The organism is Embleya sp. NPDC059237 (assembly GCF_042754105.1).
GTDB lineage: Bacteria > Actinomycetota > Actinomycetes > Streptomycetales > Streptomycetaceae > Embleya.
This window is the reverse complement of the sequence record NZ_JBHZAE010000027.1, coordinates 62,986-84,070: the sequence shown is the minus strand read 5'-3', so window position 1 is coordinate 84,070 and position 21,085 is coordinate 62,986. Positions and strand designations below refer to the sequence as shown.

The following is a 21,085-nucleotide window of genomic DNA, read 5'->3' as shown; positions in this document are numbered from 1 at the left end:
GCCGCGTTCAGGTACCGGGTCAGCGGTCCGCTCTCTTTCCCGGAGAATGCAGGCACCAGCAACGCCACTGGCTCGATCTCCGGTGCCAGCACCACGCCTGTCCCCGGATTGTCCGCATCTCCGGGCACCAGATAGACCAGCACGTCGATGTCGCCCTCCGCTGCCGCGTCGTACAGGTCGTCGATGGTGGGGATGTCGAACAACTCCTGTCGCTCGCCGTACCGCCGGTAGCCCAGCGCTTCGAGGGCATGACGGCGCAGACTGCTGGGGAGTTGCGGCTGTTCCCGTCCGACGTCGAGGGGGACGCCTCGAGCCAGGCGTCGGCGAGTTCCCGATGCCCCCGTGCCCTGAGCTGCTCCGCGACTCCCGCGGAGGTCGAGGCGGCCTGGAGTACCAGTGCCCGGCCCCACTCCAACGCCGCGACCGCCTCCACCGGCCGCCCATATGCGACGGCCAAGCGGGCCACCAGAATCCCGCATTCGTTTCCCTCGCGGGCCACCAGCAGACCGTGCTCGGCACCGGCCTGCAGCAGGACATCGGCGGCGATGGGGTGCAGGGACTCCAACGCGGCGGCGATCGCCGCGTCCAGGTCGTCCGGGTTCCGTGTGGTGTCCGACCGGCGGTCGTAGGCCTCGGCGAGGCGGAACAGCACGCGGTGGGCGAGATGTGTCTCCTTGCCCTGCCGGACACGTTCGCGCAGCCGCTCCAGCTTCGTGATGGCCTCGTCGAGTTCGGCCGGGTCCTTGGTGTGGTCGCACAGGGAGAGCAGACGTTCCGCGGTTCGGAACTCCCAATCGCTCTTCGAACCTACCCTCGGCGGCGGCGTGGAGAGGGCCTCCCGGATCAGCTCGGGATCGTTCCGCTCCTGCCCACGCAGGACGTGGATCGAGCCCTGGAGTTGCGCTGCGAGCTCCCTTGCCCAGGGTGACACCGGCCCCGTCCGCGCGGCCTCTTCGAGGCATTCCATCCCGCGCAGGCGATCCGAGGCGTCGCCACCCCAGGTGCTCCGCATTGCATACGCCTGGGCCAGCGTCACCAGGACGACCGCAGGAAACGACTCGACCATCGGTGTGCACTCCCGGAGGGTCAGCAGCTCGTCGATGATCGTGTCCAACTCGGTCGGGTCCTCGTTTCGTTCGGCCCGGTCGAGCCGGGCACTCACGGAAAGGAAGCGGACCGTGGTGGTGAGGAACGAGGGAAGCGGGGCTCCGGAGAACCGGCCACGCATCGCCTCCAGGAGTCGGTGAGCATGTTCGGCGTCGTTGAGGTTCCCGCCGAATCGCCGCGCGCTGTCCAGGCACACGGACCGAAGGATCTCCATCAGCAAGCCGAGCTCATCGGCCTCGGGGAGTCGGTCGAAGGCATCGGCCATCCGGTCGAGCGCCGCGTCGACCACATCCTGGTCCTCGTCACGGAGAGCTGCCAGCGTCTCGTGCTGGAGACGGGAGAAAGCATCCTTCGCCCGATCCTCCGGGCGGATCGGCGAGTGCACCGGGTCGCGGTCCAGTTCCTCTTTCAGTTCGCGGATCATGTCCGGGCCGATGAAGCCTGGTGACGTGGCGTCCAGAGCCAATGCCATCCGTGCCCTGTGCCGCGACTCCTCCTCCGCCCGGCCCGCGTCCGTCCGTTCGGCTCGAGGTCCCTCCTCGGTGGTGCGCGGCTGATTTTCGGTGGCCATCCGAAACAGGTGCAGCATGCGGGACCGGTCGATGGAAAAGTCGTCGGGGAGCACACTCTCCAATTGCTCGTCCGTGAGGGGCATACCGCCGGACTTCGACATCTCCTCCAGCAAGGCGAGCCCCGGCATCGCCTGGTCGAGGTACTGCCGCAATTCCGGCGGCAGCGGCAGGGCCCGGACGTTGGCGATGAGCCGGGGCAGCTCCGCCACGTCGACACCGCGACCGTCCTTAATGTACCAATCCATGAAGGCCGAGAGCTCGGGAGCCCGCCCGTCGAGTACCCCGAGCTCCGCGAGGGGGAACATCACCAGCAGCAGCCCGAACGCCGCGCACCGTCGCTCCCAGACGGGAGCCTCCGGCTCGGCCGCGCGGACCTGGCGTAGATACGACAGGGCCCGCTTGCGATCCTCGGTCGTAGCGCCGTCCGGGGCGACGCATCGCATCGCGAGCAGTGCGCCCAGGCGGGCGACCACCGCATGGCGTGCGGTCTCGGAAGGCGGCAACAACGCTTCCAATTGCGACAGTTCATCGATCGTCCGGTCCGGCAGACCCGGCTCCGAGAGGGCTCGGAACCGGGTCGTCCACGGGACCTCCGTGAAGGGAATCAGCAGATCGGCTCGGGCCGCCGCGTCCCGCGCCCACATGCGCAGCGCCCGTGTCCCGCCGCTGTCGTCACCCATCACTCCCCCGATCGGCGAGATGCCCGTCCCGGTTCTCACATCATGACCAGTCGAGCGGCGTCCGCGAGCGATTGCCGAGGAAAGGACGGAAATCGCCCCGGAATCGACCGCACACCGACCGGGGCCGGTCGCCCTGCTCCGGACATGGTCGATGGTGGGCCGAATCCTGGGCGATTCTCGGGTGGTGGTTCCTGCGATGCGGGGCTCACTGCTTCGCTGGCAGCGTGGCGAGATGGATGGAGGCCCCATGGATGTCGGTTGGGCGGCCGGCGCCCTGGCCGCGGTTGCCGGAGTCGTCGGGACGCTGCTTTCCGCGCTGTTGACCCAGCGCGCGGCGGACCGCAGGCGGCAGCGTGAGCAGGAGTGGGCCGAACGGGTGCTCGATCGGCGCAGCGAGGCCCGGGAGCTTCGGTCGTGCTACGTGGCGCTCAACACCGCGGTCCGGCACTATCTGGCCGCGCTCACCGACCAGTTGCACGCACTGGGCCATGAAGAGGATCTGCGGTCGGCGCGACTGCGGCTGACGGCGGCGCGGGACCGGCACCGGGACGTGTACGCGCAGGCGCAGATCTGGGCGCCGGAGCAGGTGCTCGACATCGCGAGCGACCTCGGCCGGGACTTGGGCACGGTGTACGGCATGGTCCGCCGCCTGGACGACGGGGTTCCGCGACCGGGGGACTCGCCGACGGCCGCGCGGGAGAGCATCGACGCGCTGTGGGACCGGCTGCGGGAGATGCGGCGGCGGATCCGGGCGGAACCTGGCATGTCCCGGGCGAATTCCGGGCGTTGAACGCCAGAAACACCGGAACGGTCCGCATGGGTCCGATGAATCGGCATAGTGGCGGCAATCGCAGGGGCCGTCGAACGACCCGGAAGGGCAGGACGCCGATGAGTGACGAGGAGAGTGGCGGCGTACGGGCGTTGCGCGCCTGGGTGGCGGACGCCGTGGAGCGGGTCAAGCGGTTGCTTCCCGCGATGGGCGCGGAGGATGTCCGGCCTCGGCAGTACGACCCGTGTATCACCGAACTCGACCGGTTGGCAGGGCTGCTCGACCACGACCCCGCACTGCGGAGCAGGGCGAAGGTATGGCTCGGTGGGGCACTGGCCATGCGGCTGTCCTTCGGGGGTGGCGAGCCGGCGGACGAGGAGCGCGCGGAGCGGCTGCTGCGGGAGGCGCGGGACGGCGGGACCGTGCCGGGAGCGGCGGTGACCGAGGAGGACCGGCGGTGGGCCGCGTTGTTCCTGATGGCGGTCATCACGCCGATTCGGTCGCAGCGGGGTGGCTACGGGGCGGTACCCGATCTCTCGGCGATGGTCGACTGGACCGGCCGGGTGGGACACGCGGGCATGATGGCCTTTGCCGCGGAGGCCGAGGCGCTGTCCGCGGAGGTGTTGGAGCTGCCCTTGCCGCCGGAGTTCCTGGAGGAGGCGCGGCGGAGGCACAAGATCTTCTCGACTACGCCGGGACGCGAGTACGTCGACCTGATGATGAGCATGATGCCCGCGGAGGATCACCACGCGGAGATGCTGCGGCAGATACTGAACGGGTTGTTCGGCGTGGCCGATGGCTCGACGGGCGGGCCGACCGGGACCTCCGGATCGGACGCCGCGGGACCTCGCAAGCGCCCGGATACCGGGTCGCCCCCGGATCCGGAAGCGGATCCCGTGCTCACCCCCGACGCCGCCCGTCGGCTCGCCGCCGGTTTGGACGCCATGAATGCCGCCACGCATGGGCTCAACGATGTGCTCACCAGCGGGGATCCGGAGGCGCTCAACGAAGTTCTTCGCCGCTTGAGCTCCGTCCAGAAGGAGCCGCCTCCCGGGCCGGACCCGACCGGCGCGCTGGAGGCGGTGAGGGCACTTCTGCTCACCGTGAGTCCCAGCGTCGGCGGCACGATCGAGGACGAGGCGGTGGGCCGCGCCAACATGGGGAAGATCGTCGAAAACTTCGAGACACTCCAACGCCAATGGTCGCTGCCTCCGGGAATGTCGGATCCCGCCGTCATGGGGCCAGCGATGGCCTTGTACGCCAGGGTTCTCGACGCGGGCGAGTCGGTGGATGTCCAAGTGTTCCGGGACCTGGTGAACGAGGCGGAAGCGCTGGAGAAGACCGTTCCCGAGGGCCATCAGTTCCGATGCTTCGTTCATTTGACGCTGGGTGCGGCCCGGGCCAGGCTCGGTATCGCCGCCGGGGACAACGAGTTGCTCCTGTGCGCCCTGTCGTATATGGAGAAGGGGATGTCCGGTGTAAAGGAGATCGCTCTCCCGTTTGCCGACGACATGTCACTTCCACACGTCCCGGACCTCGACCCGCTACGCGCCTACCTCACCGGCGGCCCCGCGCCGGCGCCCGACCACGCGCCCCTGCCGCCGGGGGCCTCGACCGAGGACGTCCACATCTCGACGGCCTCTCTTGCCATGCACTACTCCCTCACCCGTGACCGGTCCACCCTCGACACACTGATCGACGAACTGCAGCGCGTCCGTGCTGGCATCCGGGAGGGGAAGGCGCCACGGATCGCCGCCGAGGCGTTGTGGACTCTGGCGAAGGCATATCGCGAACGCGGAGTCCTCGACCAGGACGTACAGGACATCACCGCTTTGGAGGCTGCCGAGGAGGCGCTGACGGCGCTCGCCGCCGACGTCCTCCTCCAAGCCGGTGCGGAGCACGGACTGTCGGCCGCCCGTTCCGGGGCGAGCAGGGGTGTGCAGGCCGCTCTGTGGGCGGGCTCGCAGGCAAGGCTGCACGAGGCCGTGGCCGCTTTGGAGCTGGGCCGGGCCCTGGTACTGCACGCGGCGTCCACCTCCTCCGCCGTACCCGAACTCCTCGACGCGGGCAGGCACCACGATCTCGCCGAGGCATGGCGGGCGTCCGCCGCAGGCCGGGGCTCCGAGGCCGCGAAGGAGGGCGGCGTCCCCGACGAGTTGCCGAGTACGTTGCGCCGCCGGGCCCTCGAAGCCCTCGGTTTCCGGCGAGCGGGCGGTCTGCTCAGCATTCCCACGCTGAGCGAACTGGCCGATGGGGTCGCGGAGAGCGGCGCCGATGCCCTCGTCTACCTGGTCCCCGGCGAGGACGCGGACGCCGGGGTGGTGATCGTGGTGGGCCCGGGGGACGAGGCGGGGTTCGCCGCCCTGTCGTTGCTGTCCGACGCCGAGAGCGGCCCGCTGGAGAGCTACCTCGACGCCAGTACCGCACGCGATGCCGCAGTGCGTGACGGCGACCGGAACGACTCGTCCGCCGAACGGGACTGGGAGCAGGCCCTCGCAGCGCTCTGCGACTGGGCCTTCCAGGTACTCGGCCCCCTCCTCGTCGACGTCAAGGCGCGGGTCGTTGCCCACGGGGGGCGGGACGACCGGCCGCTGAGAGTTGTCCTGGTGCCCTGCGGGCGACTGGGCATCGTCCCCTGGCACGCCGCCCGCCTTCCGGGGGCCGCACCCCACGACTACCTCTGCCGAACAGTGGTGGTCAGCTATGCCGCGTCCGGTAGTCAGTTCCTGCGTACGGTGAAACGCGCGCCTCGGGATCCGGCGGCGGCGCCCGTCCTGCTGGCCGACCCGACGCTGGACCTGACCCATGCCGAGGTCGAGGTGATGGCCCTGAGGAACGCGTTCTATCCCCGGGCCCGGATGTGCGGGGGGATCTTCGAGTTACCCGAGGAGGACTTGATTCCCGGTACGCCCGACGACGTCCTCGCCTTCCTCGCCGACGGGGTTTCGCTGCTGCACGTGGCCTCGCACGGATCGGTGGGTACCCGTCCCACCGTCTCGGCCCTCCACCTCGCCGCCGCCGAGCGCGACGGGAGCATCCCCGCCGCGGCGGGCGGGTCGGAGACGGATCCGGGGTCGGCCCCGGGCCTGCTGACGGTGGCCCGGCTGCTCGGCCGCCTGGAGGCTCAACAGCCGGCCGAGGACGGGCCGTTGGTCGTACTGAGTGCCTGTCGGACCGATCTGAGCACCCGCGATCACGACGAGGCGCTGACTCTTACCACGGCATTCGTCGCGGGTGGGGCGCGGGACGTGGTCGGATCGCGTTGGACGACCGTCGACAGCGCGTCGGCGTTGCTGATGGCGGTGTTCCACCACCGACTGACCGTCGACGGGCTCAGTCCCGTCGACGCGCTCAGGGCCGCGCAATTGTGGATGCTCGACCCACACCGAGAGAACCCGGGCTCGCTTCGTGGCGAGTTGTCGCGGCAGATTCGGCGACCGGATCTGGACCGGATCTCGATCTGGGCCGCGTTCATTCACCAGGGGTATCCGGGGCCGAGGTGATGCACCGGACCACTCCTGCGCGGACGACGTCGGGTGCTTCCGCTTGGGGATCGCGATCCTTGGGGCGACGGGCCGGACGTGGGGTGCGCGGGGCGGGCAGAGTGGGAGGACCGACGGATGCGGGAGGCGTGGTGGCGGTGGAGGGCAGGCCGGGGACGATCGCGGAGATTCGTGAGCGGTTGGGGCCGGAGGAGCGCGTGGAGTTCGAGGAGCAGCTCGCGAACACTCCGTTCGATCAGCTCTACGCGAAGATCGTGTTGGAGTGGGCGTTGACTCCGGAGGAGCGCGCGGAGGATCGTGCCGTGTCAGAGCGGGTGCGTGCGCGGGACTTCTCCGGGTTGCGCAATCTCGACGGCACGCCGTTCGCGTCGTGAGTTACGTGGTGGCGTACGCGCCGGCTGCGGAGGTCGACAAGATCACCGCACTGGTCCTTTACGGGAGGCGTCGTCATTGCGCTCGCCTTGCCGACGGGCGGCGCTCAGGCAGCGCCTGGCGCCGTCAAGGCCGAATTTGGCGATTGGAGCGACGTCAATACTTACGGTGCCGGTGCCTGCTGGGGAGTCTCCTCGGGGAGCCGCGTGCAGGCCTCGGCACAGTGCCGCAACAACAAATGGGCGCATACGGCAAGATCGTTTCGGTCAAAAGTTGGTCCTACGCCTACTGCGCGGGAAAGGGCGGATACAAGCCCGGCAAAGGCGGATACATCGTCTTGTCCTGACGCGTGGCCGGGCGTCGAGTACGGGTCGAGAGTTCGTGAGTATGTGTCTGGATGGCGGTGTGTCAAGGGACAGTAGGAGTTCCCCGCTCGCGGACAGTTGATCTCCCCACTGGCGGACGTTGAAAGTCCCCGGCGAACAGTTGATCGCCCCGCTCGTTGGTTCAGCCGAGCGGGACGACGCCTCGTCCGGTGGTGGCCTCGGCAAGGCGGTGGCTGTCGCCCTGCGTGACGACGACGTGGGCGTGGTGCAGGAGGCGGTCGACGGTCGCGGTGGCGAGGGTCTTGGGCATGATCTCGTCGAATCCAGACGGATGAAGGTTGCTGCTCACGGCCAGACTTCGCCGTTCGTAAGCGGCATCGACCAGGCGGTAGAAGCCCTCGGCGGCGTCCGGTGAGACGGGCAGGAGCCCGATGTCGTCAACGACGATCAGATCGGTTCGGGTGATCCGCGTGATGGCCTTCGAGACGGAGTCGTCGACGCGGTGACGGCGGATCAGGGCCCCAAGGTCTTCGATGGTGAACCAGGCAACAGTCATCCCGGCGTCGACCGCCGACTGGCCGAGCGCCTCGCTGAAGTGCGACTTCCCGGTCCCCGAGGGGCCGACGACGCAGAGGTTCTCGCGCCGGCCGACCCATTCCAGGGTCCGCAGTGCGGACTGCGTCGGGATGGGGATCGAAGACGCTTCCTCGTTCCAGATGTGGAAGGTCTTGCCGGTCGGGAAGGCCGCGCGGGTGCGGCGGGTGCGGAGGTTGGCAGCGTCGCGGCCAGCCGCCTCTTCGGCCAGCAGAGCCCGGACGATCTCTGCCGGGTCCCAGCGCTGGGCCTTCGCGGTGGGGATGATCTCGGCCATCGCCCGGCGGATGTGCGGCAGCTTCAACCTGCGGGTCAGTGCGATCGCCTCGTCGAACGCGGCGCCGGACGTCGCGGCGACCGCCGAGGCCGGCGCTTGGATGCGGGGCCGCGTCGCAGCCGGTTGGGCGGAATTGTCGTTCATGAAACAGGTGCTCTTTCCAGGTCGGGGCCGACGCGGGATGCCCGTCGACCGAGGTGGTGGGGTTGCTGTCGTGGGGGCCGGATAGGTTGCCCGGATGACTGACACGGACCCGCTGGTGCCCGTCCTCGCCGGACTCGTCGTCGACGTCGTCTGGTTCCTCGACAGCTGCGAGGACGACGAGGTCGACCCCGACTCCGCGGTGAAGATGACGGAGAGCGTCGCCTGGGTACTGGGGCGACTGCCGCTGGACCAGCGCGACCGGTTCCTGAAGGTCCTCGCGGACCTGGCCGAGGCCGAGGAGAACCCGGGGCGGCGGGAGTTTCTGGAGTCCTTCCCGTTCTCCTGCGGCCTGGTCGAAGAGGGGCCCGAGGGCTCAGGTCGAGCCGAAGCCTGACCAGGCGGAGGTGCCCGGCTGCAGGCTGTGGGTCTCGCTTCGGCGGATCGGCTCCGTGCGGTCGTCTTCGCCTTGGTGGTCCAGGATCGACAGCAGGTCGCCCTCGGCGAAGCGTCCCACTGTCGCCGCAGTGCCGAGCGCGCGGTCGACGTCGGCGGTCCCGTAGAGCTTGGCGAGCGCGACTGCGTCGGCCATCTTCGCCCTGATCCGGCGAACGCCGGTCGCCGCAGCCTCAACCAGCCAGGCCGCCGCCCCCGGTCCGATCGCCAGGAACTGGGCCTCGGCCGGGTTCGTCGGCTTCGGGGTGCGCTCGCCGCGCGGGGCGTCGGGGTAGTGCTCGTCGGCGATCCGCGGACTGCCCGGCCTCGAGCGCGGGTGGCGGGCGACCTCGACCGCGCTGCCCGCGGCCATCGCGGTCACGATCAGCTCGTCGCCGTGGAAGCGGACCCAGACCCGCTCGTCGACGAGCTGGTGCGGGACCGAGTAGCGGACCGACTCGACCGAGATCGTGCAGTCCTTGCCGACCCGGCGGGTCTCGCCGAACGCGGCGGTGAACGGCTGCTCGGGCACCGGGTGCAGCCGCATCCTTTCCTCGGCCAGCAGCTCGGCCGGGACCTGTCGGGTCTCGCGGTGGATCCGGCCGTTCACCCCCGCCATGAAGTCCTCGCAGGCCTGCTGGAGTTCGGCGAAGTCGCCGTAGTCAGGTCGGAGGTTGACCGCGGTGGGGACCAGGTCCCGCTTCGCGATCCTCACCGTCGCTTCCGTCCCGCCCTTCGAGGCCGGGTCGGCCGGCATGCAGGACCTGACGACCGTGCCGTAGTAGCGGGCGATCGGCACCAGTTCGGGGTTGCGGACCGCGATCCGGGCCACGTGCTCGACCGTGACGGTCTTCTCGTTGTCGGTCAGGCAGTAGGTCGGGACCCCGCCCAGCGTGCGGAACGTCGTGTCCAGGCAGGCCGCGACCGTCGGGAGGGTCTTGTCGAGGACCGGGATGACTACCCGGAACCGGGACCAGGCCAGCCATGCGCACCACAAGCTGGTGCGTCTGCCGTCGATCCGCGGGCCTTCGCCCCAGTCCCACTGTAGCCACATCGCCGGCTCGGGTATCCACGGCCGGAAGACCCTGCGGTTCCCAGCCCGATAGGACTCCTTCGCCGCCGCGACGGCCCGGCGGGTCGTGCGGTCGGTGCCGGTGAAGCCCATCGCGGCGATCTTCTTGTGAACAGCGTCGGCTCCGACCCTGCCACGGGACCGTTCGACCAGTTCCTCGACCTTCGGCAGGAAGTCGTCGATCAGCTTCGACCTCACAGCCCGCTCGGTCGGATCGACCCCCTGCCCGCGCAACTGCACATACCGGCGCACGGTGTGGTGGTCGCAACCGGCCAGCTCGGCCGCCTTCCGGTAACTCCCGGTGAGGTCATAGGCCTCAAGAATCTCCATGATCTCCTCATCGCTCTTCACCCCGCCCACTGTGCGTGATGGGCTGGGTGGGTCCGCGGGGAGATCAGCTGTCCGTCACCGGGGAGATTTCATGTCCACCTGTCGGCGTACTCGTCGAAGTGCTCAGCCGGGTACGGATGAACGTGCTCGGCAGCGCAGGCGTGAACCGGCAGTGCATCAGCTCTTGTCGAACCCGAACCCGGTGAGCGCACACGGCAGAATGAGGGGGTGACTTTGCCTCCCGTCCGCTACCGGAACCTCGACCTCCTTGCCGATGCGGGGCGTTGGTCCGAGTTGCTGGTCCTCTGCCGGACTCCCGGTGCCGTCGGCGACAGTCAACGGCGCGAGATAGCCCACGTTATCGCATGCGAGGCTCCGGTCGAGATCGCCGCGGCGGCGGTCGACTTCCTCGCCGAAGAGCGACAGGCGTACATCGGGCCGCTGTGGGAGGTGATCGCCGACCGGCCGTGGGCACAGTTGTCCCCTCACCTTCGCGACCCACGCGCCCGGCACTTGGCCGCGCACTCACGGGTCCTGCATGGCGAAGACCTGTCCTGTGACGCGACCCTGGATCCCCGACTGCTCGGCGTGCCGTTCTCGCTGGAGCCGTGGGAATGCACGGACTGGAACGCCGAACTGGACGTGACCTCGTACGGTCGCAGGGGTTGCGGCGGCATGACGATGGCGGACTTCCCGCCGAGCCTCCGCCACCCCCGACCATTGCCTCCATCCCACGTACAGAAGGTGCAGCACGACGCGGTGGCGCTCTTGGACGCGATGTCCCCATGGATTACGGCGTGCGCGTTTCGCGGCACGGCCTGGGAGGCGGCGTCGGCCGTTGCATCCGACAGGGCAAGCCGCCAGGGTGAGGAGTTCACCCTCGAACAGGCCTATCGAGCTCTCGTCCATCTGGGGGCGGCGCATCGGCCTACGGGCAGACCGTCGGGCAGGCTCTGGGCAGGGTGTCCCTCTGGTACGCGCTGACGGCCATGGCGGGGCTGCCGCATGGAGCCCCGCCGCAGCACGTCACCGCGATGGTCGACCGCCTGCGCTGCGTCGGCTGGGGGGAACCCGACGACGAACTGTGGTTCGTGCACATCGCCATGGAGGACCCCGAGCAGGGCATCACCTGGGTGTTGAACGGCCAGGACTTCGACTGAAGCTCCCACCCCGGCGTCGTGCGCACTGGTCGTCGCGACTGGCCGGGTGATCGATGCACCGGGCATGTTCACGTGTACCCGGCTGGGCACTTCGACCTGTACGCGGACACCACCAGCGGGGAGGCCAACTGACCGCCAGCGGGGAGTCTTCCGTGTCCTCTGACAGCGGTGGCCGGCCGTCGGTCCGGTTCATGCGTGCTGTGGGTGTTCATGTGCCCGGTCGAGGGATGAATGACCGTGATCGTTACGACTGTCACAGGCGTGACCGTCGACTGGTGTCGGGTGCCTGACACAAGTGCGATGCTCTATCGTGGGTGTTGCCCGTTCCTGCGGTGCTTCAGGGATTGAAACGTCGGGCAACGCGGTCGGGATTCGCCTTAGCTTGAGATTTATCCCTTGTCTTCGACCCCATTGCTATCCGTTTTGCCTTCTTTCGGGCGTTCCGATCCGATGAGATGACGTGGAGCAGGGGTGTTTCTTCTGCCGGGCGGCCGGCCGGGACCGGGTCGCGTGAATTTCGGCCCACGGGCCGGGGTGCCCACCCGATCGCGCATGTGTCGAAATGCGCGACGCACCCGGACCGGCGTCAACACACGTCCGGGACGGGCCCGACGTTCCCAGGGTCGCCGCAGATCCTTCGGCAGGCCACGGACCAACCACAGTTGGACATACGCGGCGACCAACAGCCAGGTCCAGCGCACCGCCTGTTCCGGATGCCGCACCCGTGCCGCCGTCCAGCCCAGGTACGACTTCAGCAGCCGGAAGGTGTGTTCCATGTCGAATCGGCGCTGGTAGGCCCGCCAACACACGTCGAGATCGGGCTCCTCGGGCCCGGAGTGCCACAACCACATCGTGCGATGCGGCGCCCTCCCGTCGGGCAATCGCTCGACCCGGACCTCGATCACGGTTCCCTCGACGATCGGCAGCCTGCCGAACAATGGCGCCCCCAATCGGGCGAAGTAGCCCACACGATGCACCTTCCGGTGCATCCCGGACCAGGCACGGATCTCCACACGACCATGGCGGCGAGTGTCCGCCACGACGTGCAGACGGTCGGGACGACGCAGGTTCACCGCGGCGTCGAGCTCGAAGCGACGCCCGTGCACGCCGTTGCGGCCCGGTCCGGGCCAGCCGTCGTAGAACACGCCGTCACCACCGATCCGCACCAGCAGCTGGACGTCCAGATCGGCCAGGGCGTGAGAGAGACCGGCGCCGCAGTATCCCTGGTCCAGGACGAACAAGGGAGCCGGCCACCGGGAACCGTCGGGACGTTCGCGGGCGATGAGCCGCCCCACCAACTGGCGGATCTGACGGGCCGTTTCGGCCACCGGGCACGTGTTCTCCGGCAGACGACGGACGTCGACGGGCAGAGTCCACGACGACGTGCCCCACTCCAGACCCGTGATCCATTGGAACTGCCATCCCACGACGGTCTTACGAGCGCCGTCACAACGGCACGGCGCGTAGTGATGCCCCCGATCGGGCGAGCATTCGGCGTTCGGCCGAGGGAAGGCCGTGGCGTCGACTCCGAACATCAACGGCCCGTCGGTGGGCAACCGGTCGGCGAGCAGATCCCGCATCCGCTCCTCGTCGACGCGACCGTTCGCCAGAGCGTCGTAGAGAGCGCCGCGCCCGCGGCGGAACACCGACGCCAGGGACAGCTCGACCAGGGAGGTGACCGGCCGATCGGTGCAGATCACAGCATCGGCGAGCTCGAACAACGCGTCCGCACGAGTCTCCAGGCAGTCGTGGAACCGTGCACGGAAGCTGGATAGTTCGGACAGTTCCTCGCTGTCGGCGAGCAGACTCATCTCCACAACCTTCGGGCGATCGGGTGTCGACTCCGTCGAGACGACGATCCCGCGAAGACCGCCTGACTGTCCGAGGATGCCCCGAACCGATCCGAGTTGATCGGTCATGGGTTAAATCTCAAGCCAAGATGTGGCGGAGCGTTGTAGTGGGGGGTGTGGTTGATGGCTCGTCTGGGGTTTCGTGTGTTGATTGGGAATCCAGCGGGTTGTTTGGTGGTTTCGGGGTGTGGTGGTGAGGGTTTCTTGGGGCCGGCTCGGTGGTGGTTGCCTGGGGTTTCGTAGTTTCGTGAGAACGGTCCGGGTTTTCTCGGTGATGTATGGATGCGTCGTGAGGTAACCGCGGGCTTTTTCTCGGGTTTCCAGGTGTCGGTACGGGGTGGCCGCGGGCGTCCGCAGGCCTGATCGGCCTGGTTGGTCTGGTGTTTCGTGGGGTCGGTGATTGTCCCCGGGCAGCGGATCAGGGCGGGTTGTGGTGGTGGAGCCGCGCCCACAGGAGGTCGTCGGGTGGGACCAGCAGGCGGGGGAGTTCGAGGCGGTCGGCGATGTGTGCCAGGGCCCGTGCGTGTCGATACGCCGCCGGCCCGCGGGGGATCCGGGAGACGGCCCGGGGAAGTGTGACCAACGCTCTGGCGAGGGCGACGGTCTCGGGATAGGTGACCACGGTGCGTGCAAGGAGAGCGGCCGAGACGCCGCCGTCGGTCGCGGTCAGGGTGGGGTTGTCCGCGGTGAGCCGCACCAGTCGCTGTTGCCAGCGCCGCGCCATGTGGTGTCCGCGGTCGTACCAGCGGGTGGTGACCGCCCCGGCCCAGGTATGCGCGGTCGTGCCGTCGCGGTGTCGTGCGAGGCGTCGGTGGGTCCGGTAGGCGAGGTCGATCTCGGGTAGCGCACCCGTGTCGAGGGGGTTCGGCAGTCGGGGCTCGCTCGCCCAATACCGGTGGCGGGGACTCCACATGCGGTCCGCAGGCGGATACGTCCACGCCACTGCGTGGACTACGACACCTCCGAGGACGGCGTCCCCTACTACGCCTGGTGGATCCGCGTCCCCGCGGCCGAAAACACACGACGTGACACCGACGGCATCCCCCGCGCCCTCGCACCCCTGCGCCGCCACCTGGCGTCGGAACTTCCCGCCGGCCTGGAGTGGGAGATCGCCCCGGATCGGGAGCAGACCATCGATCACGCGGCGTCGAGCGACATGCGGGCCCTGTACGAGGATCTGATCGGTCCGTTCGAACGCGCGCTGATGCCGTTGCGCGTCGACGGGGCCGACGCCTTGGATCCGCAGGCGCAGGTGTGGAAGTGGGAGGAGCAGCCCCTGGTCGGCACGTTCCATCTGTGGTTGTGCGAGGACCGGGACTCCCCGCCACCTCACTCGTGGACGGTGGCCAGTGTGGGCCTTTGGACCGAACCGCAACTCTTCGACGAGGAACCCGCCGCCACGATCGGCCACTTCGGATTCACCCCGCACCACCCCCTGTTGTTCCTGCCGAGGCCGCCCGCCCCGTCGACGTTCACCGCCCGCGTCGAGACCGGCGCGTTCCCGATGAAGGGCAAGTTCCGCACGAGAGGCGCCGACGCGATCGGGACGGCGCACCAGTGGACCGCGAACGACCCCACCTTCCTGGCCGAACGCGTCGCACGAGACCTCAAGATCCTGATGCCGCACCTTCTCCGGGGGTAGCACCGACACCGCCCCGTTCGCTTCGAGAGGGGCCGGTGGCGGATCACCGGGTCCCATCGAGGGTCGATTCCACCGGTCGGGAGGTGGATGCTCCTGTATCGGATCGGTCGTGGTCTGTGGGTGTTTGTCGGCAAGCGACCGAATGCGTAGCCGAAGTGATCAAAAGCGTGAACACATAGAGCTATTTATTTCATACAAAGAGTGATGAGTCGACTGCACAATCAGCCGTTCGAGGCGATTGGCTGTTCTCCGGGAACACACGCGTTCCCGCCCGCGCCGGCGCCTGCGACACGGTGCCCGCGCGGAGTCCGAGGAGAAATGAGGAACCTGTGGCAACGATCGGTGTTGTCGTGGTCGTGCTCTGGGCACTGGCGATATGCGCTCCCGCCCTGAACACGCCTGTGCGGGCGCAGCGTTCGGGCAAGGCCGTCGGCCGTGTGGTCGGTGGTGGTCGCGGGATCAGGGCGGGGGACGTGGCGTTGCCGGGTGTGGGGGTGGGTGGACCGTGACCGGGGAGGAGACGACCGGCGCGAGGCCGGGTGTGGTCGGCGGGGCGTCGGTGGACGGGCTCGGGCGCCGATTGGCGTTGTCCTTCGAGGTGTTCCACGACGCGCGGAGCCGGCCGTGGCACGAGTACGCGCACCTGGAGCTGGGTGGACGCGCGGCGGCGGAGGAGGCGGTGCGGGCGGCGTTTCGCGAGTTGAGGGACGCCTGGCCGCGGGTGTTGGAGAGCCCGTCGGTGGAGGCCCATGCCTGGGCCCTGCTCAAGGAACACGTCGCCCGCCGCAGGGATCGCGGCCGAGGCCGCAGGACCGTGCTCGTGCAGACCGCGGCGTTCATGCTCGCGCAGGGCCGGCCCTGGCTCGAGGAGCTGGGCGCGCTCGAGCATTCGATCGGCCTGTACACGGCGATCGCGCGATTGCCCGAAAGGCAGTACGACGTGGTCATGTTGCGGTACGTCCTGGAGTATCCGGACGACAAGGTCGCGCACCTGACGGGAATGCCTCGGGCGACCGTGCGGTCCAACGTACGGTGGGCCAAACGGACACTCGCACGCGAACTGGGCATCGACTACTCGGAGCCCGAAGGAGGGTGACACACGTGCGCAGCAGGCAGGACCACGGCAGGACGGTCGAGGAAGTACTCCGAAGTGCGAGGGTCCTCGCCCACGAGTACGACGACTTGGACGTGGCCGCCTCCCGGGAGGACATCACCCGCTGGCGCATCGAGACCATCGCCGCGACGGAGACGGTCTCCCACGGTGTGGATGTGTCCAGGCTCGGGATGCTCGGCCGGGGCCTGGATCTGTCGCGGCACGAGCGCGCCGCCCGCGAACTCGGCTCCACCGACGCGATGGTCCTGAACTCCCCCTACGCGGCGCACCGCCTGTCCCGGTTGGTCAACGACCGCCGCATCGAACCGCGGGGAGCCCTGGTGTTCGCCTGCCTGCTGCACATCACCGGACGCGACGAGGCGGCCGGCTTCTGGTGGCGTTTCGCCGCCGGGGCCGGCAGCCACACCGCCGCCTACTGCCTCTACCTCGACCACCGCACCCGCGGCGAGATCGGTGACGCCCACTTCTGGCTCGACCAGGCCCACCAACTCGCCCGCACCCCACCCCTCGCCGACCGCCACGACAACCGTGACCGGCCCCTGTTACCCGACCACGCCCGCGCCGCGATCCTCGAACAATGCCGCCGCGGGGACCTGCCCCGCCTGCCCCACGCCCTCGAGGCCGTCGTCCACCGGCTGCGCGTCGAGGCCGACGACGAGGACTACGGCGAGATCCCCCAACCCGACGAAGACCTGCCCCACGCCCTCGTCATCGCGGGCACCGCCGGCACCTGACCCCCGCCGCCACGAGTTCGCGGTCAGCCGAAGGGAGCGACCAGACGCAGGACGGTGACGACCAGGACACCGGAGCTGACCTCGAAGCGCTCAGTTTGGTCAACTCCGCCTCGGCCGTGCTCGCATACTGCACGAGATACGCCATCTCAGTCCCCCAACTCGCGTGGCTTTCCCTCGCGGTCGAAGAACCCGAACCTCTCACCCGCCCGGGCCCGCGCCGCCGCCTCGTCGTCCTCGACGTCCGCCTCCGGCGGCAACGCCCACCCCAACAGGGCCCGCGCCTGGATCTGATCCAACGGCGTGGAGTACATCTCCTCGTCGAACGCGACACGCCGCTCCTCCGGCAACGCGGCCCTGATCTTGCCGAGCGTGTTCGGCAGTTCGACGCGTTCACCGCGGACCACGGTGGTGTACCCCTCGGCCATCGACATCCTCGTTCCTCGCCACGACCCGACGACTCCAGCGTGACATCCCGCCGACGTTGATCGGTACCCGCCGCAGGCATCGGGACGGAAGCGAGTCGGACTCGCCGAGGCGGGCCCGACGGCGAAACCGCCGCCGTGGGCGGCCGTCGACACTCGCGTGTTCCGGCCGCGCTCGCATCCGCGCTGCTGTCTGTCCCGCGTTACGTCAGGTCCGCCCACCCCCACGGGGCGGCAGGGCTTCCATCGGGTTCCCGGCCGTACCAGAACCGGTCCCGTTGGTTCCCGATCATGACGAACAGATGGAAGTGGCCTGCGGCGGGAAGCCGTGCGATGAGCGCGACGGCTTGCTCGTGGGCTCCGACTTCCTGCAGGGCCCTCAGCAGTTGGGCGACGGCGTCCGCGTTGTCGAGGGAGGCGTGCGTGGCGGGGTCGCGTGCGAGCAAGACGGCGACTTGCTTGTGCGCCCCGACCGCCTGCAGTGTCCTCAGCAGTTGGGCGACGGCGCCGGGGTTGTCGAGGGAGGCGCGCGTGGCGGGGTCGCGTGCGAGCAAGACGGCGACTTGGTCCTGCGCCCCGACTTCCCGCAGTGTCCTCAGCAGTTGGGCGACGGCGCCGGGGTTGTCGAGGGAGGCGCGCGCGGCGGGGTCGCGTGCGAGCAAGACGGCGACTTGGTCCTGCGCCTCGCCTCCCCGTAGTGCCCTCAGCAGTTGGGCGACGGCGCCGGGGTTGTCGAGGGAGGCGCGCGCGGCGGGGTCGCCTGCGAGCAAGACGGCGACTTGCTCGTGCGACCCGACTTCCTGCAGAACCCACAACAGATGGGTCACGGCGTCCGGGTTGTCGAGAGGGGCGTGGGTGGTGGGGTCGCGGGCGAGCAAGACGGCGACTTGGTCCTGCGACCCGACTTCCCGCAGAGCCCACAACAGACTGGTCACGGCGGCCGGGTTGTCGAGAGGGGCGCGCGTGGCGGGGTCGCGGGCGAGCAAGGCGGCGATCTGCTCCTTCGCCCCGACTTCCCCAAGGACCGACAGAAGCTGGGCCACGGCGTCCGGGTCGTCAAGAGGGACATGCGTGGCAGCGCGTGTGGCCAGGGCGGCGGCTTGTTCGTGGGCTCCGACTTCCCGCAGAACCGACAGAAGCTGGACCACGGCGTCCGGGTCGTCGAGGGAGGTGCGCGCGGCGGGGTCGCGTGTGAGCAAGACGGCGACTTGGTCCTGCGCCCCGATGTCCTGCAGAGCCCACAACAGGAAGGCCACGGCGTCCGGGTCGTCGAGGGAGGTGCGCGCGGCGGGGTCGCGTGCCAACAAGACGGCGACTTGGTCTTGCGCCCCGGCTTCCCGTAGTTCCTGCAACAGTCCGCCCACGGCACTCGGGTTATCGAGGGAGGCGTGTGCGGCGGCCCATTGGACGGGGCGGTGGTCGGTGGGGTGCAGGGTGTGGAGGAGGGCGACGAGGGCAATTGCGGCGTACCGGGAACCGCGGGTGGCGGCGTGTTTATGGAGTTGGGCGGCATCGCGGTACAGGCCGCGCGTCCGGGCAGCGTGGCCGAGTGCGGTCAGGTCGGCGGGGTGGGCGTGGGTGGCGGCCGCGGTCCAGAAGTCGACGGGCGGGATTTCCTCGGCGCGGTGGCGGCGGCCGTGCTGGTCGAGGTAGTCCGCCAGCCGATACGTCGCGCTCTGGCTGGCTCCGGTGCGGTGTTCGGTAGCGGGGCCGGTGCGCCGGTTGCGGGGGGTGCCGGTCTTGACGGGGGTGAGGATGCCGGGGATGCCTTTGCAGGGTTGCGTGACGTGGCGCAGGGCCTGTTCCAGCCAGTCGTCGCCGCTCGCGTCCCATTCGGTGTCGGTGAGGTAGCCGGGGGCGGCCTCGGCGAGCCAGGCCAGGGGGAGGTGGGTGCCGGCGCCGAGGCGGCGGGCGTCCATGGCCGCGTGCACGAGTGCCTTCGTGGCAGGCGGAGCGTCCTCGTAGCGTTCGGTCAGGACCGGTACTCCGGCCAGGTACTGGGTGATTCGGCCGTCCGTGGCGTGTTCGGCGGCCTCCGCGAGCCGGGGGTCGTCGCCGGCCGCGTGGGCCAGTGCGTCCAGGGCGGCGCCGGTGAAGGCGTCCGGCACGGTGATCCGGTGGCCGTCCAGCAGTGCCCGGGCCTGGGCGTGGCGGTCCGGGTCGGTGCGGGTGGTCAGGGTGTCCCAGTGGTTCGGCCACATGGTGGCCAGCACCAGGACCGGGGCCCGCCGCGGGTCGCGCAGCAGCGCGCGCAGGCCTGCGGCGAGTTCCTCGCCATGCGGGGCGGGGGTGAGGTATTCCTGCACCTCGTTCAGCCAGATCACGGTGTACGGGGCGACGTCGGCCAGTTCGGTCAACGCGGCCCCGGGGCGGGTCGGGTCGATGGGGTGCCACAGCCGCCAGCCCTCCTCCCGCTCGCGCAGGACGTGGAGGGCCTCCCAGCAGGCGCGGGTCTTGCCCGTCGACGAGCCGCCCACCAGGACCGCGACCCCGCCGGCCCCGGCAGCGGCCCGGTCCACCGCCTCGGCCAGCAGGCGGTCGTGCTCACGCGGCACGTACACCGGCAGGACCGGCAGCCCGGCCGTCCGGGAGTCGATCGCGTGGTGCACCTCCAGAGCGAACGGGTCGGCCACCTCCACCAGCGGCCGACCCGGCCGCATCCGCTCCACCGCCGCCCGGCCCTGCTCCGCCCGGACCGCGACCCGGGTGCCGTCCGCACGCCGGCCGGCCTCGCCCCGGTAGGCGTGCCGCCACACCCGCTCGTCCAACACCGCGACCGCCGCAGGGTCGCGGGCCAGCCCGGCACGCTCGGCCTGGGCTCGTATCGCCCGCACCACGGCCAGCAACTGCTCGGGCTGCTGCGGAAACCGGTCGCCGCGCAGCCACTCCCCGACCGTAGTCGGGCTCACCCCGACCACACCGGCCAACACGCGGTCCGACGGCTGCCGGTGCAGGCGCTGGGCGCGGAACGCGGCCAGCGCGGTGATCAGCTCGGCATAGCCCGGTTCCTGCGCCGCCGGTCCCGTCATCGCGAATGCACCCTCCCACGGCCGTGTGTCCAACTACCCCATGGACACCCTGGCCGACACACCTCCCGGCCGTGGCGTGAACTCTATTTCCCACCGGCCGACTTCGGCTCGCGGACTGTCCGATCCACCCGGACTCCTGTGGGACGGCCGCCTGGATGGTCAGCGTCGGTTCCGTCCGACACGCCCACCCCGGGCCCGCCACCACCAGGAGTTCACGCGATGAGCCCGCTGCAGATCCTGTTCCTGCTGCTCGCCCTGTCCACCGCCCTCAACCTCGCCGTCGCCGCCGGCCTGCTCACCCACCGATCCGGTGCCGGCATCCCCCAGGCGATCCTCACCGGCGCGGGCGCCGCAGCCACCACCCTGGGCATCTACCTCGCCGCCGTCGCCGCCTACGGATGACCCAACGCCCTCACCTTCCCCGATCCCGCTCCAGACCAACTCGACCAGCCGACAACGGTCTCGTGCGCACACGACCTCGATCATCAGTGCAGCCAACTGTGGCAGCCCCACGTCCGTCGGCGCGCCGAGCAACGCGCGGCCAACGCCGGTGGCGTGATCATCGAGACCAGGGCAAAGTTCGGCTTCTCCTCGGCAACCGGGTCGACCGACGACCCCCGCATGCGCCGCCTCACACAACCACTGTTACTCACCCACGCCCAGGAACTGTTCGACGCGCAACGCGCCGGAGCATCGGAACGCGACCTCGACCGCATCGTCGCCGCCGGCCTGCAGCAGTCCTACTTCCAGAAAGGCGGCATCCGCGCCCGAGACCTGGAGACCGTCGAACTCACCGACGTGGACTACATAGAGTTCGACATCCGCAGTTTCGAGTGACAGCGACTGTGACCGAGCGCTCGAATCGTTGTGCGCGAACGTTGGTGAGCAGGCGGAGGGCCCGAGTGCCTGGCACTTGAGCGGAACGACCGTCGGAAGGCCTCGCACGGAAATCCGCG

Annotated in this window: 17 protein-coding genes and 1 pseudogene; 11 read left to right on the top strand and 7 right to left on the bottom strand. The window is 69.6% G+C overall.

All coding sequences use genetic code 11. The annotated features are described in order from the left end of the window. Positions 1-19: 19 nt before the first annotated feature. Positions 20-2,359: a hypothetical protein gene (locus ACFXKZ_RS48100; RefSeq protein WP_380013292.1), complete on the bottom strand. Its 2,340-nt coding sequence runs from the start codon at positions 2,357-2,359 to the stop codon at positions 20-22. A 247-nt stretch (positions 2,360-2,606) separates the two neighbouring features. Between ACFXKZ_RS48100 and ACFXKZ_RS48095 the strand changes: the two genes are divergently transcribed. From ACFXKZ_RS48095 to ACFXKZ_RS48085, 3 genes are all read left to right on the top strand, one after another. Then, on the top strand, positions 2,607-3,149 hold the full coding sequence (locus ACFXKZ_RS48095; protein ID WP_380013289.1) for a hypothetical protein: 543 nt from the start codon (positions 2,607-2,609) through the stop codon (positions 3,147-3,149). A gap of 98 nt (positions 3,150-3,247) precedes the next feature. After that, a complete protein-coding gene (locus tag ACFXKZ_RS48090; RefSeq protein WP_380013286.1) occupies positions 3,248-6,631 on the top strand; it encodes a CHAT domain-containing protein in 3,384 nt (1,127 codons plus the stop codon). Between the two features lie 128 nt (positions 6,632-6,759). Beyond that, the gene (locus ACFXKZ_RS48085) at positions 6,760-7,005 is read left to right on the top strand and encodes a hypothetical protein (protein ID WP_380013283.1); all 246 of its coding nucleotides are present in this window, start codon (positions 6,760-6,762) and stop codon (positions 7,003-7,005) included. Between the two features lie 505 nt (positions 7,006-7,510). Here ACFXKZ_RS48085 and istB read toward each other — a convergent pair. Further along, positions 7,511-8,344, bottom strand: a complete 834-nt coding sequence (gene istB, locus ACFXKZ_RS48080) for an IS21-like element helper ATPase IstB (protein ID WP_380013280.1) — start codon at positions 8,342-8,344, stop codon at positions 7,511-7,513. 94 nt (positions 8,345-8,438) lie between these two features. Here istB and ACFXKZ_RS48075 point away from each other — a divergent pair, with 94 nt between their 5' ends. Next, positions 8,439-8,738, top strand: coding sequence for a hypothetical protein (locus tag ACFXKZ_RS48075; protein WP_380013277.1), 300 nt, complete (start codon positions 8,439-8,441; stop codon positions 8,736-8,738). On the opposite strand, the gene istA is transcribed toward ACFXKZ_RS48075, so the two are convergent. Continuing rightward, on the bottom strand, positions 8,718-10,199 hold the full coding sequence (istA, locus tag ACFXKZ_RS48070; RefSeq protein ID WP_380013274.1) for an IS21 family transposase: 1,482 nt from the start codon (positions 10,197-10,199) through the stop codon (positions 8,718-8,720). The two genes, ACFXKZ_RS48075 and istA, sit on opposite strands and share 21 nt — an antisense overlap. Positions 10,200-10,406: 207 nt before the next feature. On the opposite strand from istA, the gene ACFXKZ_RS48065 reads away from it, so the two are divergent. Together ACFXKZ_RS48065 and ACFXKZ_RS48060 are read left to right on the top strand one after the other, a co-directional pair. Continuing rightward, positions 10,407-11,162 (top strand): hypothetical protein, encoded by a 756-nt coding sequence (locus tag ACFXKZ_RS48065; protein ID WP_380013271.1) that lies wholly within the window; start codon positions 10,407-10,409, stop codon positions 11,160-11,162. After that, complete coding sequence (locus tag ACFXKZ_RS48060; protein WP_380013268.1) at positions 11,141-11,338, top strand: hypothetical protein; 198 nt, start codon at positions 11,141-11,143, stop codon at positions 11,336-11,338. Before ACFXKZ_RS48065 ends, ACFXKZ_RS48060 begins: the two co-directional genes overlap by 22 nt. A gap of 389 nt (positions 11,339-11,727) precedes the next feature. On the opposite strand, the gene ACFXKZ_RS48055 is transcribed toward ACFXKZ_RS48060, so the two are convergent. Continuing rightward, complete coding sequence (locus ACFXKZ_RS48055; RefSeq protein ID WP_380013265.1) at positions 11,728-13,149, bottom strand: NF041680 family putative transposase; 1,422 nt, start codon at positions 13,147-13,149, stop codon at positions 11,728-11,730. A 457-nt stretch (positions 13,150-13,606) separates the two neighbouring features. Further along, complete coding sequence (locus ACFXKZ_RS48050) at positions 13,607-14,101, bottom strand: hypothetical protein (RefSeq protein ID WP_380013262.1); 495 nt, start codon at positions 14,099-14,101, stop codon at positions 13,607-13,609. A 33-nt stretch (positions 14,102-14,134) separates the two neighbouring features. Here ACFXKZ_RS48050 and ACFXKZ_RS48045 point away from each other — a divergent pair, with 33 nt between their 5' ends. The 3 genes from ACFXKZ_RS48045 (at position 14,135) to ACFXKZ_RS48035 (ending at position 16,678) form a co-directional block, all read left to right on the top strand. Beyond that, complete coding sequence (locus tag ACFXKZ_RS48045) at positions 14,135-14,830, top strand: hypothetical protein (RefSeq protein ID WP_380013259.1); 696 nt, start codon at positions 14,135-14,137, stop codon at positions 14,828-14,830. Positions 14,831-15,335: 505 nt separating this feature from the next. Next, positions 15,336-15,926 carry an RNA polymerase sigma factor gene (locus tag ACFXKZ_RS48040; RefSeq protein WP_380013256.1) on the top strand — a complete coding sequence of 197 codons (591 nt, stop codon included), beginning with the start codon at positions 15,336-15,338 and terminating at the stop codon, positions 15,924-15,926. Positions 15,927-15,931: 5 nt separating this feature from the next. Further along, positions 15,932-16,678 carry a hypothetical protein gene (locus ACFXKZ_RS48035; RefSeq protein WP_380013253.1) on the top strand — a complete coding sequence of 249 codons (747 nt, stop codon included), beginning with the start codon at positions 15,932-15,934 and terminating at the stop codon, positions 16,676-16,678. Positions 16,679-16,824: 146 nt separating this feature from the next. Here ACFXKZ_RS48035 and ACFXKZ_RS48030 read toward each other — a convergent pair whose 3' ends face one another. Then, positions 16,825-17,109, bottom strand: coding sequence for a hypothetical protein (locus ACFXKZ_RS48030; protein ID WP_380013250.1), 285 nt, complete (start codon positions 17,107-17,109; stop codon positions 16,825-16,827). Between the two features lie 194 nt (positions 17,110-17,303). Then, positions 17,304-20,129: a hypothetical protein gene (locus ACFXKZ_RS48025; protein WP_380013247.1), complete on the bottom strand. Its 2,826-nt coding sequence runs from the start codon at positions 20,127-20,129 to the stop codon at positions 17,304-17,306. A 219-nt stretch (positions 20,130-20,348) separates the two neighbouring features. Between ACFXKZ_RS48025 and ACFXKZ_RS48020 the strand changes: the two genes are divergently transcribed. Then, entirely contained in the window at positions 20,349-20,531 is a 183-nt protein-coding gene (locus ACFXKZ_RS48020; RefSeq protein ID WP_380013244.1) for a hypothetical protein, read from the top strand. Positions 20,532-20,600: 69 nt separating this feature from the next. Beyond that, positions 20,601-20,966: pseudogene (gene tpg, locus ACFXKZ_RS48015) on the top strand (telomere-protecting terminal protein Tpg); the annotation flags it as partial. Between the last annotated feature and the right edge of the window lie 119 nt (positions 20,967-21,085).

What these genes read in the sequence shown, in the direction of transcription:
- ACFXKZ_RS48100 (WP_380013292.1), bottom strand. Translation starts at nt 2,359, where the DNA reads ATGGGTGACGACAGCGGCGGGACACGGGCGCTGCGCATGTGGGCGCGG.
- ACFXKZ_RS48095 (WP_380013289.1), top strand. Translation starts at nt 2,607, where the DNA reads ATGGATGTCGGTTGGGCGGCCGGCGCCCTGGCCGCGGTTGCCGGAGTC.
- ACFXKZ_RS48090 (WP_380013286.1), top strand. Translation starts at nt 3,248, where the DNA reads ATGAGTGACGAGGAGAGTGGCGGCGTACGGGCGTTGCGCGCCTGGGTG.
- istB (WP_380013280.1), bottom strand. Translation starts at nt 8,344, where the DNA reads ATGAACGACAATTCCGCCCAACCGGCTGCGACGCGGCCCCGCATCCAA.
- ACFXKZ_RS48075 (WP_380013277.1), top strand. Translation starts at nt 8,439, where the DNA reads ATGACTGACACGGACCCGCTGGTGCCCGTCCTCGCCGGACTCGTCGTC.
- ACFXKZ_RS48055 (WP_380013265.1), bottom strand. Translation starts at nt 13,149, where the DNA reads ATGAGTCTGCTCGCCGACAGCGAGGAACTGTCCGAACTATCCAGCTTC.
- ACFXKZ_RS48050 (WP_380013262.1), bottom strand. Translation starts at nt 14,101, where the DNA reads ATGTGGAGTCCCCGCCACCGGTATTGGGCGAGCGAGCCCCGACTGCCG.
- ACFXKZ_RS48030 (WP_380013250.1), bottom strand. Translation starts at nt 17,109, where the DNA reads ATGTCGATGGCCGAGGGGTACACCACCGTGGTCCGCGGTGAACGCGTC.
- ACFXKZ_RS48025 (WP_380013247.1), bottom strand. Translation starts at nt 20,129, where the DNA reads ATGACGGGACCGGCGGCGCAGGAACCGGGCTATGCCGAGCTGATCACC.
- ACFXKZ_RS48020 (WP_380013244.1), top strand. Translation starts at nt 20,349, where the DNA reads ATGAGCCCGCTGCAGATCCTGTTCCTGCTGCTCGCCCTGTCCACCGCC.